Here is a 14,401-nt window from a genome sequence, read left to right on the forward strand (position 1 = left end):
CCGGCCGGCGCCACCGCGCCGCGACCTAGTGAGAACCCGCGCTGAGCCGGCTCCGGCGAGCGGCGACAATGCCTCACACCCGCCGCCAGCGCCACCCGCGCTGGCGGCTCGTCTTTGAGCCAGCCCGCCCTACCCGACGGAGAGCCGTTTGAACAAGAACATCCAGGCGCCCACCGCGCACACCATCCTCGGCCACCCCGACAGCCTGTTCGTGCTGTTCTTCACCGAGATGTGGGAGCGCTTCTCCTACTACGGCATGCGCGCGCTGCTGGTGCTGTTCCTGATCTCGACCACCGTCAAGGGCGGCTGGGGCTGGACCCGCGAGGAGGCGACCACCCTGTACGGCTGGTACACGATGCTGGTCTACTTCACGCCCATCCTGGGCGGCTACCTGGCCGACCGCTATCTGGGCACGCGCCGCGCGGTTGTGCTGGGCGGCTTCATCATCGCCGCCGGCCATGTCTCGCTGTTCCTGGACACGATCAGCTCCTTCTACATCGGCCTGGGCCTGGTGATCGCCGGCACCGGCCTGTTCAAGCCGAACATCTCGGCCATCGTCGGCCAGCTCTACGGCAAGGACAACGAGTCCTCGCGCGATGGCGGTTACACGCTCTTCTATATGGGCGTCAACGCCGGCGCCTTCTTCGGCATCTCGCTGTGCGGCTATATCGGCGAGAAGATCAGCTGGAACTACGGTTTCGGCCTGGCCGGCATCTTCATGATCCTGGGTGCGCTGCAGTTCTACTTCAGCCAGGGCATCTTCGGCGAGATCGGCGGCGCGCCCAGCAAGAACGCGCCGGCCCTGGCCGAGGCGACGCCGGACGACACGCCCGCCCACATCATCCGCGACCGCCTGATCGCGATCGGCGTGTTCTCCTTCTTCACCATCTTCTTCTGGTTCGCCTTCGAGCAGGCCGGCGGCTCGATGACGATCTTCGCGGCCGACTACACCGACCGCACCCTGGTCGGCACCAGCGGCTTCGTCTTCAAGGTCGTCAACAGCCTGATGACCCTGATCCCGGTGGCCATCCTGTCCTGGCTGCTGGTGCAGCTGATGCGCGGCAGCAGCCGCTATGTGCTGTCCAATGCCCTGCTGGTCGGCGCGCTGGCCCTGATCTGGGCGCTGTCGCTGTGGATGCTGGGCCGCGAGTTCCAGATGGAGCAGTCGGAGATCCCGGCCACCTGGTTCGGTGTGCTGAACAGCTTCTTCCTGGTGGTGCTGGCGCCGATGTTCTCGAAGATGTGGGAGCGCCACTGGAATCCGAGCGGCCCGGTCAAGTTCGGCGTCGGCCTGGTGCTCCTGGGCCTGGGTTTCGCCGCCCTGGCCTATGGCGCGATGGGCATCCCCGCCGGCGCCAAGACCGCGCAGGTCAGCATGGTCTTCCTGTGCCTGGCCTACCTGCTGCACACCATGGGCGAGCTGTGCCTGTCGCCGGTGGGCCTGTCCTATATCTCCAAGCTGGCGCCGGCGCGCCTGCTGGGCCTGATGTTCGGCATCTGGTTCCTCAATGCCGGCATCGCCAACAAGCTGGCCGGCTTCACCGGCAGCTATATCGACAAGATCTCGGAAAGCTACTCGATGGCGGTGTTCTTCCTGATCTTCACCATCATCCCGGCCGGCGCCGGCCTGGTGCTGATGGCGATGAACAAGTGGATGCTGAAGAAGATGCACGGCGTGCGCTGAAGGCGCCGCACGCCCCCCGGCAGCCACTGCTGCCGCTTCAAGGCCCCGTTAGACGGGGCCTTTCGTTTTAGGGGGCAGCCCCCGTGAAAAGTGAATTCTTCGCAAACTTGTATCCGAAAATTTACAACAATCGCACAAAACCTGGCCCTAGTCCTTTGCCGATGCGCCAGCGGACCTGCCGTCCGCAAGGAGTTCAACGATGTGGTCCTCCGCTCATGCTGCCGGTCTCGCGTCGCCCCTTGCGGGCGTGCCAGGATTTGAGTCACTGACGGCGCCGCCCGCGCCGAGCGGCCGGCCCGAGCGGCGCCAGGCCGCCTCGCTGAGCAGCCACTGGCTGAGCCTGGTGCTGGAGGAGCTGGACTACGGCGTGCTGCTGCTGAACGCCGCCGGCCGGGTGCTGCATTGCAATCTGGCCGCCCGGCGCAGCCTCGATGCCCACCATCCGCTGCAGCTGGCCGGCGCGCAGCTGCGCGCCGCCGACGCCAAGGATGCCGCCCAGCTGGCCGATGCGCTGCGCGGCGCCGAGCAGGACGGCCGGCGCTGCCTGCTGCGCCTGGGCGAGGGCGCCGAGCGCTGCAGCGTCGTCGTCGTGCCGCTGAACCGCGATGTCGAGCAGGCCGCCGTGCTGCTGGTGCTGGAGCGGCGCCAGCTCTGCGGCGAGCTGGCAGCGCAGTGGTTCGCGCTGCGGCACGGCCTGACCCCGACCGAGACCGAAGTGCTGAAGGCGCTGTCCTCCGGCGCGCGGCCGACCGACGTGGCCGAGCGCCAGGGCGTGGCGATCTCGACCGTGCGCACGCAGATCCAGAGCATCCGCGCCAAGTCCGGTGCCGACAGCATCGGCGAGCTGCTGCGCCAGCTGGCGATGCTGCCGCCGCTGATGTCGGCGCTGCGCATGGATTTCAGCTGATCGCGCAGTCGCGCCGGCACCACGGCGCTATCCCTTAATATTCGGCGTTAGCCGCGGTCCTGCCGCGCCCGACGCCGACATGGAACTTGAAAATCCCGACGCCCAAGCGATAGAGAACCTGCCGCCCTCGCTGGCCGCGCTGGCCACTCGCGGCGTCGCCCGCAGCTACCGCCGCGGCATGCTGCTGATCGAGGAAGGCTCGCAGGGCGACAACCTCTACCTGATCCTGTCGGGCTCGCTGCGCGCCTTCGGCTGCGACGCGCGCGGCCGCGAGGTCACCTACGGCGTCTACGGCGCCGGCGAGTATGTCGGCGAGATGAGCCTGGACGGCGGCCCACGCTCGGCCAGCGTGATCACCGAGCAGGCCTCGCGCTGCCTGATCATCAGCCGCGCCAGCCTGCTCGAACATATCGCCGAGCATCCGGAGTTCGCCTTCGAGCTGCTGACCAAGGTGATCCGCCGCGCCCGCGCCGCGACGCTGTCGACCAAGCAGCTGGCGCTGAACGACGTCTACGGCCGCCTGAAGTCCCTGCTGGAGAGCGGCACCGCCGGCGGCGAGGAACTGCAGCTGACGCACCAGGCGATGGCGCAGCGCCTGGGCTGCTCGCGCGAGATGGTGTCCAAGCTGATCAAGGACCTGGAGCTCGGCGGTTATCTGGCCCGCATCGCCAACGGCCGCTACCAGCGCCTGCGCGGCCTGCCGGCGCGCTGGTAATACCGCCTCAGCCCTCGGCGGAGCTCTTCAGCGGCGGCGCCACCTCGAAGCGCTGCGCCGGCTTGTCGGCGCGCTCGTAAAGGCCCGCAACCTTGGGCAGGTTGGCCTCGATATCGCGGATGCGCGTCGGCCCGGCCGGATGGGTGGACAGCCATTGCGGCGGCGCGCCCTTGGCGGCCTGACCCATCTTCTGCCACAGCGTGACGCCGGCCGAAGGCTTGTAGCCGGCGCGCGCGGCCAGCTCCATGCCGACCAGATCGGCTTCGCTCTCGTCCTGGCGGCTGAAGGTCATCGACAGCAGCTGGCCGCCGACGCCGGCGGCGAAGCGGCCCAGATTGCCCAGGCCCAGCAGGGCCGAGCCGAGCTCGATCACGCCATTGGTGGCCATGCTCTTGCCGACGCGCTCGCGCGCATGCTCGCGCAGCGCATGGGCGACCTCGTGGCCCATGATCATCGCGACCTCGTCGTCGTCCAGCTTCAGCTTCTCGAGGATGCCGTAGTAGAAGGCGATCTTGCCGCCCGGCATGCAGAAGGCATTCAGCTGCGGGCTGCCCAGCAGATTGACCTCCCAGCGCCATTGCTTGGCGCGCGGATTCCAGTCGCCGGCCAGCGGGATGATGCGCTTGGCGATCTCGCGCAGGCGGATCAGCTGCGGATGGTTGGCCGGCGCCAGCGCGCGCTGCTGACGGGCCTGGCTCATCATCTTCGCGTACTGCTCGGCGCCTTCCGACTCGATCTGTTCGGCCGAGATCAGCTTGGTGAAGCCGCTGGTCTCGCCGACGTTGACGCCCTCCCGCTGCGCCCAGGCGGCCGCCGGCGCCAGCGCGCCGCCCATCAGCAGGCCGCCGAAGCGGCGGCGCGAGCAGGCGCAGCCGAGCGGCGTCGGCAGATCGGGACAGGCGGCGGGATCGAAATCGGCGGGCATGGCGGGACGGTGAAAAGCTTGCGGTAAGGCGTCCCGCTATTCTGAGGCCGCAGACGCGACAATGCAGCATGCAGCCAACGCCCTCCGCCCTCGCCCAGCCGCTGGACGCCCAGCAGTTCCGCGCCGCCCTGGGCATGTTCGCCACCGGGGTCACCATCGTCACCGCGCGCGCGCCGGACGGCGGCCTGGTCGGGCTGACGGCCAATTCCTTCAACTCGGTCTCGCTGTCGCCGCCGCTGGTGCTGTGGAGCCTGGCGCGGCGCGCCGGCTCGATGCCGGTGTTCAGCCGCGGCTCGCATTACGCGATCAACATCCTCGCCGCCGAGCAGCAGGAGCTGGCCCGGCGCTTTGCCACCCGCGACATCGACCGCTTCGCCGGTCTGGCCTGGCGCGAGGGCGCCGGCGGCGCGCCGGTGCTGGACGGCTGCGCCGCCGTCTTCGAATGCGCGAACCGCAGCCAGTACGAGGAAGGCGACCATGTGATCTTCGTCGGCGAGGTCGAGAGCTGCAGCCGCCGCGAGGGCGCGCTGCCGCTGATCTTCCACGGCGGGCGCTACTACACCGAGCTGCCGCTCTAGATCTGCACCCGCGTTCCCAGCTCCACCACCGCGTTGTCGGGCAGGCGGAAGAAGTCGGCCGCGCCGACGGCATTGCGGCTCATCGCCGCGAACAGGCGCTCGCGCCAGCGCGCCATGCCGCTGCCGTCCGTCGGCACGACGGTCTCGCGGCTGAGGAAGTAGCTGGTCTCGAAGATGGGCAGACGCAGGCCCCGCGCCTCGCACAGCGCCAGCGCGCGCGGCACGTCGGGCGGATCCATGAAGCCGAAGTGCAGGCTCACTCGCCAGAAGCCCGGCGCCAGCGCCTCCAGTTCCACCCGCTCCGCCTCGCCGAGCCAGGGCCGCTCGTGGAAGACGACGGTCAGGATCACGTTCGCCTCGTGCAGCACCTGGTTGTGCTTCAGGTTGTGCAGCAGCGCCTGCGGCACGGTGTCCGGGTTGGCGACCGGATAGACGGCCCAGCGCTGTGCGCGGGCGGCGCCGCTGTCGACCAGGCCGGCGACGAAGGGTTGCAGCTCCAGGCCCTCGCGGCGGATGCTGGCCAGCAGCAGCTCGCGGCCGCGCGCCCAGGTGCTCATCAGCGCGAACAAAGCCAGCGCGAAGGCCAGCGGGAACCAGCCGCCGTCGACGAACTTGATCGCGCAGCCGGCCACCAGCAGCGCGTCCAGCGCCAGAAAGCCCAGTGTCGCCGGCGCGGCGATCCAGGCCGGCAGGCGCCAGCCCTCGCGCACGACGAAATAGGTCAGCATCGTCGTGATCAGCATCGTCAGCGTGACCGCGATGCCATAGGCGCCGGCCAGGGCCGAGCTGCTGCCGAACAGCAGCACCGCGCCGACCACGCCGGCCAGCAGCGCCCAGTTGACCGCCGGGATGTAGATCTGGCCGGCCTCGCGCGCCGAGGTGTAGCGCAGCGCCATGCGCGGCAGGAAGCCGAGTTGGATCGCCTGCTGCGTCATCGAATAGGCGCCCGAGATCACCGCCTGCGAGGCGATCACCGCGGCCAGCGTCGCCAGCACCACGGCCGGCAGCAGCAGCTCGGCCGGGAAAAGGCGGAAGAAGGGGTTCTCTATCGCCGTCGGCTCGCGCATCAGCAGCGCGCCCTGGCCCATATAGTTCAGCGCCAGCGCCGGGAACACCAGCAGTCCCCAGGCCAGGCGGATCGGCCGGCGGCCGAAATGGCCCATGTCCGCGTACAGCGCCTCGGCGCCGGTCAGGGCCAGCACGATGGCGCCGACGGCGGCGAACAGATGCCAGCCGCGCTCGGCGAGGAAAGCCCAGGCGTGCAGCGGGTTCAGCGCGGCCAGGATGGCCGGCTGCCGCGCGATCTGCAGCGCTCCGGTCAGCGCCAGGACCAGGAACCACAGCACGATCAGCGGGCCGAAGACCTTGCCGACCGCGCCGGTGCCGAAGCGCTGCACCAGGAACAGCGCCAGCAGCACCGCCAGCGAGATCGGCAGCACATAGGCGGCCAGGCCCGGCGCCAGCACCTCCAGGCCCTCGATCGCGCCCATCACCGAGATCGCCGGCGTGATCACGCTGTCGCCGTAGAACAGGGTCGCGCCGAACACGCCCAGCAGCAGCAGCGCGCCGCGCAGCGCCGGCTTCGACTGCACCGCATGGGCGGCCAGCGCCGTCAGCGCCAGGCCGCCGCCCTCGCCGCGGTTGTCGGCGCGCAGGATCAGCACGATGTACTTGAGCGTCACGATCAGCATCAGCGCCCACAGGATGGCCGAGACGGCACCGATCAGGTTCGCCTCGTTCAGCGCGATGCCGGTGGCCGGCAGGAAGACCTCCTTGACCGTGTACAGCGGGCTGGTGCCGATATCGCCGTAGACGACGCCGATGGCGCCCAGGGTCAGGGCGGCCAGGCCCTGACGAGGCGGGTGGGATGTGGGTTCGGTGGACAAGATGGGATGCCGTCGTGGTGGAGACGGCCGCAGCATCTCCGGCCGCGCATCAGGAACGCATAAGGATCGCTCAGGCCAGCCGGTAGCCGACGCCCGGCTCGGTCAGCAGGCGCCGCGGCTCGGCGCTGTCCTCCTCGAGCTTGGCGCGCAGCTGCGCCATGTACAGGCGCAGATAGTGGGTGTGCTCGCTGAACTCCGGCCCCCAGACATCGGCCAGCAGCGTGCGGTGCGTGACGACCTGGCCGGCGCTGCGCACCAGCCGCGCCAGCAGCTTGAACTCGGTCGGGGTCAGCTTCTGCTCCCGGCCGTGCAAGCTGACCCGGTGCGCGGCCAGGTCGACGAGCAGGCCGTCCTGCTCGTAGCGCGTCAGCGCCGGCTGCAGCAGGCGGCCGCGATGGCGCAGCGCGACGCGCATGCGCGCCAGCAGCTCGGCCACGCCGAAGGGCTTGACCAGGTAGTCGTCGGCGCCGAGATCGAGCAGGCGCACCTTCAGCCCGTCCTGCTCGCGCGCCGAGATCACCAGCAGCGGCGTCTGCCGCTGTTCGCGCAGCTGGCGCAGCAGCTGCTCGCCGTCGCCGTCGGGCAGGCCCAGGTCCAGCAGCACCAGGTCGACCGGGTTGTTCGCCAGCAGCGCCAGCCCGTCGGCCAGGCTGGCCGCGGTCAGCACCCGGTAGCCCTCGACGCGCAGGCTCTCGGCCAGGGTGGCGCGCAGCTCGCGCTCGTCCTCGACCAGCAGCACGGCCAGGCTCACGAGGGCTCCACCAGCGCGGCCGGTTGCGGCGTCAGCGGCAGCCGGCATTCGAAGCTGGCCCCGCCCCGGTGGCGCGCGCGGTAGCGGATCTCGCCGCCATGGGCGCGGGCGATCGCGCGGCAGGCGGCCAGGCCGACGCCGACGCCGCGGCGCGGCGCCCCGTCCGGCCGCTCGGCATTGGCCTCGGCGCCGCGCTGGAAGGCGCCGAAGATGCGCTCCTGCCAGGCCGGCTGCACACCGGGCCCGCGGTCGCGCACCGCCAGCAGCAGATGCCCGGGCCCGGCGCGCTCGGCCACGATCTCGACCGGGCCGCCGCCATAGCGCAGCGCGTTGTCGACCAGATTGTCCAGCAGCTGCATCAGCAGCAGCGCGTCGCAGCGCAGCAGCGGCAGGCCCGGCTCCAGGCGCGCGCGCAGCGGCGCCTCGGCATGGCGCTGGCGCAGGCGGCGCAGCGCGGCACCGACGATCTCCTCGGCCGATTCCCAGTCCATGCGCAGCACCACGCCGGGCGCGTCCAGGCGCGCGATCTGCAAGGTGTTGTCGGTCAGCCGGCTCAGCGCGGCGGTCTCGTCGACGACGGTCGCGGCCAGGCGCTGGCGCTGCGCCGCGTCGAGCCGCGCGTCCTGCTCCTGCAGCGCCGAGGCGGCGCCCATGATGGTGGCCAGCGGCGTGCGGTAGTCGTGCGAGATCGCCGCCAGCAAGGTGTTGCGCAGGCCCTGCGCCTCGGCCTCCTCGCGGGCGCGCTGCGCCGCCCGCTCGCTGGCGCTGCGCTCCAGCGCCTGGCCCATCTGGTCGCAGAACTGCTGCGCCTGCGCGCGCAGGGCCGGATCGGCGCGCCGGCCCGGCTCCAGCTCGAGCAGGGCCGCGCCCAGGCTGCGCCGGCGCCCGCGCAGCGGCAGGTACCAGGCGCGCTGCTCCTCGTAGCGGCCGGTGCCGGGGCCGAAGGGCGTCGAGCCGCGCAGGCAGGCCCACAGCCCGGTCCACTGGTCGGCATCGGGCGCGCCGAGCACGAGCACGGCCTCGGCATCGTCGCGGGCCGGCAGCGCGTCCTTCAGCAGCAGCAGCTGCACCGGCGCCGCCAGCAGGCGCTGCAGCGCCGCGGCCAGGGCCGCCGCCTGCGCATGCGGCTCGGCCGCGTCGCGCAAGGCCTCGCTGAAGGCGCGCAGCTGCTCGGCATCGGCGGCCTGGCGTTGCGCCAGCGCGACCTGGCGGCGCAGCCGCGCCATCAGCCCGGCCGTGCTCCAGCTGACGCCCAGCATGGTCGCCAGCAGCCAGGCATGCTGGTGCAGATCGATCAGCAGACTGCCGCGCGGCGGCACGAAGGCCCAGTTGAAGACCATCACCGCGGCCAGATTGACGAGCAGCGCCCCGGCCAGCGGCAGCCAGGGGCTGCCCAGCGCCGAGGCCAGCAGCAGCAGCATGGCCAGATTGGCCAGATTGGCCGCCTCGGGCCGACCGTCCAGCCAGACGAGCAGGGCCCAGGCCAGTGCCCAGATTGCGGCGGCCGGCCAGCAGCGGGCCAGCGATTCGGGCAGGCGGGACGAGGAGTTCATGGGCGCACGGTAGCAGCCCCCGCGTTAGCGGCGCATAAGCGGCGCATAGGCGGCGCACCGGGGCCGGCTCAGCGCGCGCCCAGCACCTCGGCGCTCAGCCGGTCCAGGTTCTGCTCATTGGCCGGCACGACGATGGCGGCGATCTGCGCCGCATGCTCGGCCGTGTCGAAGCGCTGCTGCCAGCCGACCAGGGTCTGGCCCTCGGGGGCGGGCTCGAAGCTGATCGTCAGGAAGAAATGGTGGCCGCTGACATGCTCGATGACGACGCGCTCGTTGGCGCGCCATTCGGTGAACACGCTCTCGTTCGGATAGTCGCGGCCGTCCGGCCCGTGCATGACGAAGCGCCAGCGGCCGCCCTCGCGCGGCTCGAACAGCTCGAAGCTGCTGCTGAAACCGTCGGGGCCCCACCAGCGCGCCAGCCGCGCCGGATCGAGCAGGGCCGCGAAGACCTGCGCCGGCGGCGCGGCGATCAGGCGCTGGTGGACAAATTCGCGCCCGGCGCTCGGGCTTTCGTTCATGGCGGACATCGGCGGGGCTCCTTGTCGGGACGATGGGCCGATTCTGAACCGCTTCGGCCGGCTTCACTTTTTCGGCCGCCCGCCTTCGAACAGGCGCGGCAGCAGCGCCAGGACGGCCAGCGCCAGCAAGGTGCTGAGCAGCGCCGTCGCCTCGCGGCCCAGGCCGCAGGCCACGCCGATCGCGGCCGTCATCCAGACGCCGGCCGCCGTCGTCAGGCCCTGCACGCTGGCCTCGCTGTCGCGCTTGATGATGGCACCGGCGCCGAGGAAGCCGATGCCGGTGACGATGCCCTGGATCACGCGGCTGATGTCGCCGATCGGCATGCCGCCCAGCTGCGGCACCAGCACGAACAGCGCCGCCCCCATCGCGACCAGCATATGGGTACGCACGCCGGCCGCCTTGCCCTGCTGTTCGCGCTCGTAGCCGAGCACGCCGCCGAGCAGGGCCGCCAGGCCCAGGCGCAGCAGGGTGCGGGTCAGCTGGGCCGCATCGGGCAGATCGGAGAACTCGGCGAGCAGGGTCGCCAGCACGGTGTCGAACAAGGCCTCGCTCCCCGGCCGTCCACCGGCCGCGGCGCATCTTGCAAGCGCCGCGGGCGCGGCGTCAAGCGCACGCAGCGCGCCCATCGCGCGGTCGCCGACCGACGGGCGGCCGACCTGGGTTAGCCTCGGGCGCATGAAGCGCCTCCCCGCCCGCCTGCTGCTGCTCCTGCTTGCCCTCTTGCTCGCCCCGCGCGCTGCCGCGCTGGCCCAGGGCACGGCCATCATCATCGGCGGCGCGCTGAAGTACGACAACGAGGTGGTCTGGCAGCGCATCGTCGACGAGGCCGGCGGCCGTGGCGCGCGCTTCGCCGTGTTCGCGACGGCCGCCGCCAACCCGGAGCGCAGCGCCGGCCAGATCGTCGCGGCGCTGAACCGCCATGGCGCGCGGGCCGAGGCGATTCCGGTCGCGCCGCGGCTGGCCGGCGTCGACCTGCAGCGGCAGCTGGACGACCCGGCGCTGCTGGCCAAGGTCGAGGCGGCGCAGGGCGTCTATTTCTCCGGCGGCGCGCAGGCGCTGATCGTCGACACCTTGCGACCGGCCGGCCGGCCGACGCCGATGCTGGAGGCGATCTGGTCGGTCTACCGCCGTGGCGGCGTCGTCGCCGGCAGCAGCGCCGGCGCGGCGGTGATGAGCACGACGATGATCCGCGACGCGCGCGATCCGCTGCAGGTGATGAAGGGCCGCCTGCGCGAGGGCCTGGAGATCGCGCCGGGCCTGGGCTTCGTCGGCGCCGGCCTGCTGGTCGACCAGCATTTTCTGAAGCGCGGCCGCATCGGGCGCCTGCTGCCGGTGATGCAGGCCGCCGGCTACCGGCTCGGCCTGGGCATCGAGGAGAACAGCGCCGTCGTGCTGCGCGGCGAGGCCTTCGAGGTGATCGGCGCCAAGGGCGCGCTGCTGGTCGATCTGAGCCAGGCGCGCAGCGATGCCGGCCTCGCCGCCTTCAATCTGCGCGGCGCCCTGCTCAGCTACCTGGACCGCGGCGACCGCCACGATCTGAAGAGCGGCGTCACCACGCCCTCGGCGGCCAAGCTGCGCGAGCCACGGCTCGATCCGGCCGCGGCCGACTACCGGCCCTATCACGACGACGCGCCCTTCTATCTGGACATGCTGGGCGACACGACCATCGTCAATGCGATGGCGCATCTGATCGACAGCGCGGCCAGCGAGCTGCGCGGCGTCGCCTTCGCCGGCCGGCGCGACCCGGCCGATGCGCAGCCGGACCTGGGCTTCGAGTTCCGGCTCTACAAGGGCGAGGGCTCGCTCGGCTGGTCGACCGGCGCCTTCGGCGGCGAGGACTACACGGTGCTGAAGCTGCGCCTGGACGTGCAGCCGGTGCGCATACAGCGGCCCTTCTACCTGCCGCTGGCCGCCTCTACTGCGGCTTCAGCGCCTCGTTGAGGGTGGCGGCCAGGCGCTGGGCGGCGGCCTTCAGCCGCGCGTCCAGCCTGGGCTGCTGCGCGTCGCGGTACTCGGCGCCGACATGGCGAGCGGCCGGATAGAAGTCCGGCGCCTCGACGATGCGGCAGGACTCCAGCGCCCAGGCCGCGGCGGCCGGTGCCTGCGGCCGGGCCTCGCCCTGCAGCGCCGGCGCCAGCGCGGCCCGCAGGGCCTGCGGACCGCCCTCGCGGTTCATGATCAGGCCGCTGTCCCACAGCGCATGCAGATTGCTGCCGCGGCCGAAGGCCTGCAGCTGCAGGCGGTTGCCGCCCTTGTCGCTGCCATGGCCGGCATGCAGCGGCTGGTGCACGTCGCCGACCATGTGGACGACGTATTTCAGCGCCAGCAGGCGCTCGGCATCGCCGGCCGCGGAGGCCAGCAGCGCGGTCTGCCGGTTCAGCGCCTCGACGACGCAGGCGCCGTCGGCGCAGTCGCGCGCCGGCCGGTAGCTGCAATCGCCCTCGGGAAAGTTGATGTAGTGCCAGCGCCCGCTGCGGGGCGAGCGATGCACGTCGGCCCAGGTCGAGATCGAGCTCAGCGTCGCACCGGGCTCCAGCGCCAGCAGGCGCCGCGCCTCGGCGCGGGCGGCCGGGCTCAGCTGCGCCTCGGCCAGCGCGGCGATCAGGCGGTGTCCCTCGAAGCCCCAGGCGCCGGCCTGCAGCGGGCCGAGCAGGGCCAGGGCGGCGACCAGGGCGCCGAGCAGGCGCGGTTGGACAGGGCGGGACATGGCGTGGGCGCGAAAAAAGCGCCGACGATAAGCGCTGGCGGCCCGGCGGCCGCGCCGGCGGTGCGCTGTGCGCCCGAGGACTCAGGCGCCGGCGCGGCGACCGGCGGCGAAGGCGACGAACCAGTCGATGCTGTCGGCGTTGGCCATCGCGTCGCGCTTGAGCACGCTGGCCGGCTCGGCACCCAGCAGCAGCTTCTTGACCGGCAGCTCCATCTTCTTGCCGGACAGCGTTCTCGGAATAGCCGCCACCTGCAGGATCTCGCTGGGCAGATGGCGGGCCGACAGCGCCGTGCGGATCGCCTCCTTCAGCCGCTGCGTCAGCGCCGCATCGAGCACGAGGCCTTCGCGCAGCTGGACGAACAGCGGCATATAGCTGTCGCGGCCCAGGTATTCGAGATCGACGACCAGGCTGTCCAGCACCTCGGGCAGGGCCTCGACCGCGCGGTACAGCTCGGCCGTGCCCATGCGGATGCCGTGGCGGTTGATCGTCGCGTCGGAGCGGCCGTAGATGATGCCGCCGCCCTCGGGCGTGATGCGCAGCCAGTCGCCATGGCGCCAGATGCCGGGGTACATGTCGAAATAGCTGTCGTGATAGCGCTGACCGATGAGCCCGGCGCCGGGCCGCCCCAAGCCGGGCGAGCTCCCCCTCGGGAGGGCGGCGCCATCGGCGCCTTGGGGGTCCACATCATTCCAGAAGTACAGCGGCATCGAGGGCAGCGGCCGGGTGCAGACCAACTCGCCGACCGCGTCGACCAGGGCGCGGCCCTGCTCGTCGAAGGCCTGCACCGCCGCGCCCAGCGCGCGGCATTGCATCTGGCCGCGCCGCAGCGGCAGGCTCGGGTTGCCGCACAGAAAGGCACCGGCGAAATCGGTGCCGCCGCTGATGCAGGCGATCCAGATGTCGCGGCCATCGACCTTCGGGCATTGCGCCCAGATCCAGTCATAGCATTCGTCGGACAGCGGCGAGCCGGTCGAGCCGACCGCGCGCAGCGCCGACAGATCGCCCAGCTGCTGCGGCCGCACCCCGGCCTTCAGGCAGCTGGCGTAGAAGGCCGCGCCGGCGCCGAAGAAGGAGACCCTGGCCAGCGCGGCAAAGCGCCACAGCGTGCCCCAGTCCGGCCCACCCAGCTCCGGGCGCGGCCCGGACGGGCTGCCGTCGTAGACGCAGACGCTGGCGCCGCCCAGCAGCGCATTGATCTGCGAGTTCCACATGATCCAGCCGGTCGAGCTGTACCAGTGGTAGCGGTCCGCGGGGCCGACGTCGTTGTGCAGCACGCCGCCCTTGAGCGCCTCCAGCACGATGCCGCCATGGCCGTGGACGATGGGCTTGGGCAGGCCGGTCGTGCCGCTGGAATAGACGATCCAGAGCGGATGGTCGAAGGGCAGCGGCTCGGGCTCCAGCCGCTGCGCGCCGGCGAGCAGATCGTCGAAGCGGTGCACGGCGGGCCGCAGCCCTTGCGGCGCCGGGGCATCGGCCGCCAGCACCGGCACCAGCAGCAGATGCTCGACGCTGGGCAGCGCATCGAGCAGCTCGGCGATCAGGCCCAGGCGCTCGAAGGACTGGCCGCCATAGACATAGCCATCGCCGGCGATCAGCACCTTGGGTTCGATTTGCCGGAAGCGGTCGAGCACCGCGACCGGCCCCATGTCCGGCGAGCAGACCGACCAGATCGCGCCCACGCTGGCGACGGCCAGGAAGGCGACCAGGGTCTGCGGGATATTGGGCAGATAGGCAACGACGCGATCGCCGCGCTGCACGCCCAGCTCGTGCCGCAGCCGGTGCGCCAGCGTGCCGACCTGGCGGCGCAGCTCGGGCCAGCTCAGCTCCTGCAGCTCGCCGCGGGCCAGCAAGCTCTCGTTGCAGGCGATCAGGGCCGGGCGGCCGGCCGCTTCGCCCGCCGCCGCGTGGCGCAGCACCTGGGCCGCCAGGTTCAGGCTGGCGCCCTCGAACCAGCGCGCGCCGGGCATGCGTTCCTCGCAGAGCGCGCGCTCGAAGGGTGTCGCCGACTGCAGCTCGAAGAAGTCCCACAGGCTCAGCCAGAAGGCGTCGAGCTCGGTCACCGACCAGCGCCACAGCGCTTCGTAGTCGTCGAACTCGAGGCCGCGGCTTTGCCGCAGGAACTGTTGGTAGCGTTCGATCTGGTGGGGCATGCGGACGATGGTAGCGAAGGCCCAT

The 14,401-nt window shown here is 71.6% G+C and carries 13 protein-coding genes; 5 read left to right on the forward strand and 8 right to left on the reverse strand.

The features are described from left to right. Window positions 1-148 precede the first annotated feature (148 nt). The 3 genes from QWJ38_RS01605 to QWJ38_RS01615 all read left to right on the forward strand — a co-directional run bounded on the left by QWJ38_RS01605 (window position 149) and on the right by QWJ38_RS01615 (window position 3,306). A complete protein-coding gene (locus tag QWJ38_RS01605) occupies window positions 149-1,684 on the forward strand; it encodes a peptide MFS transporter (RefSeq protein WP_290357288.1) in 1,536 nt (511 codons plus the stop codon). Window positions 1,685-1,931: 247 nt separating this feature from the next. Continuing rightward, window positions 1,932-2,591 carry a helix-turn-helix transcriptional regulator gene (locus QWJ38_RS01610; protein WP_290357289.1) on the forward strand — a complete coding sequence of 220 codons (660 nt, stop codon included), beginning with the start codon at window positions 1,932-1,934 and terminating at the stop codon, window positions 2,589-2,591. A gap of 79 nt (window positions 2,592-2,670) precedes the next feature. Next, complete coding sequence (locus QWJ38_RS01615) at window positions 2,671-3,306, forward strand: Crp/Fnr family transcriptional regulator (RefSeq protein WP_290357290.1); 636 nt, start codon at window positions 2,671-2,673, stop codon at window positions 3,304-3,306. 7 nt (window positions 3,307-3,313) lie between these two features. Here the strand turns inward: QWJ38_RS01615 and QWJ38_RS01620 are convergent, their stop codons facing one another. Continuing rightward, window positions 3,314-4,231 carry a M48 family metallopeptidase gene (locus QWJ38_RS01620; RefSeq protein ID WP_290357291.1) on the reverse strand — a complete coding sequence of 306 codons (918 nt, stop codon included), beginning with the start codon at window positions 4,229-4,231 and terminating at the stop codon, window positions 3,314-3,316. A 68-nt stretch (window positions 4,232-4,299) separates the two neighbouring features. Between QWJ38_RS01620 and QWJ38_RS01625 the strand changes: the two genes are divergently transcribed. Beyond that, on the forward strand, window positions 4,300-4,809 hold the full coding sequence (locus QWJ38_RS01625; RefSeq protein ID WP_290357292.1) for a flavin reductase family protein: 510 nt from the start codon (window positions 4,300-4,302) through the stop codon (window positions 4,807-4,809). On the opposite strand, the gene QWJ38_RS01630 is transcribed toward QWJ38_RS01625, so the two are convergent. From QWJ38_RS01630 to QWJ38_RS01650, 5 genes are all read right to left on the reverse strand, one after another. After that, window positions 4,806-6,731, reverse strand: coding sequence for a potassium transporter Kup (locus tag QWJ38_RS01630; RefSeq protein WP_434063928.1), 1,926 nt, complete (start codon window positions 6,729-6,731; stop codon window positions 4,806-4,808). The genes QWJ38_RS01625 and QWJ38_RS01630 overlap by 4 nt on opposite strands. A gap of 34 nt (window positions 6,732-6,765) precedes the next feature. Beyond that, on the reverse strand, window positions 6,766-7,446 hold the full coding sequence (locus QWJ38_RS01635) for a response regulator (RefSeq protein WP_290357294.1): 681 nt from the start codon (window positions 7,444-7,446) through the stop codon (window positions 6,766-6,768). Beyond that, window positions 7,443-8,999 carry a sensor histidine kinase gene (locus tag QWJ38_RS01640; RefSeq protein WP_290357295.1) on the reverse strand — a complete coding sequence of 519 codons (1,557 nt, stop codon included), beginning with the start codon at window positions 8,997-8,999 and terminating at the stop codon, window positions 7,443-7,445. Before QWJ38_RS01640 ends, QWJ38_RS01635 begins: the two co-directional genes overlap by 4 nt. A 68-nt stretch (window positions 9,000-9,067) precedes the next feature. Continuing rightward, window positions 9,068-9,526, reverse strand: a complete 459-nt coding sequence (locus tag QWJ38_RS01645) for an SRPBCC family protein (RefSeq protein WP_290357296.1) — start codon at window positions 9,524-9,526, stop codon at window positions 9,068-9,070. Window positions 9,527-9,580: 54 nt separating this feature from the next. Further along, window positions 9,581-10,060, reverse strand: a complete 480-nt coding sequence (locus tag QWJ38_RS01650; protein WP_290358036.1) for an MgtC/SapB family protein — start codon at window positions 10,058-10,060, stop codon at window positions 9,581-9,583. A gap of 133 nt (window positions 10,061-10,193) precedes the next feature. Here QWJ38_RS01650 and QWJ38_RS01655 point away from each other — a divergent pair, with 133 nt between their 5' ends. Then, a complete protein-coding gene (locus QWJ38_RS01655) occupies window positions 10,194-11,459 on the forward strand; it encodes a cyanophycinase (RefSeq protein WP_290357297.1) in 1,266 nt (421 codons plus the stop codon). On the opposite strand, the gene QWJ38_RS01660 is transcribed toward QWJ38_RS01655, so the two are convergent. After that, window positions 11,434-12,225, reverse strand: a complete 792-nt coding sequence (locus tag QWJ38_RS01660) for a S1/P1 nuclease (RefSeq protein WP_290357298.1) — start codon at window positions 12,223-12,225, stop codon at window positions 11,434-11,436. The genes QWJ38_RS01655 and QWJ38_RS01660 overlap by 26 nt on opposite strands. Before the next feature lie 81 nt (window positions 12,226-12,306). After that, the gene (locus tag QWJ38_RS01665) at window positions 12,307-14,376 is read right to left on the reverse strand and encodes an acetoacetate--CoA ligase (RefSeq protein WP_290357299.1); all 2,070 of its coding nucleotides are present in this window, start codon (window positions 14,374-14,376) and stop codon (window positions 12,307-12,309) included. Window positions 14,377-14,401 lie beyond the last annotated feature (25 nt).

This window comes from Roseateles violae, from assembly GCF_030410485.1.
Lineage (GTDB): Bacteria > Pseudomonadota > Gammaproteobacteria > Burkholderiales > Burkholderiaceae_C > Roseateles_D > Roseateles_D violae.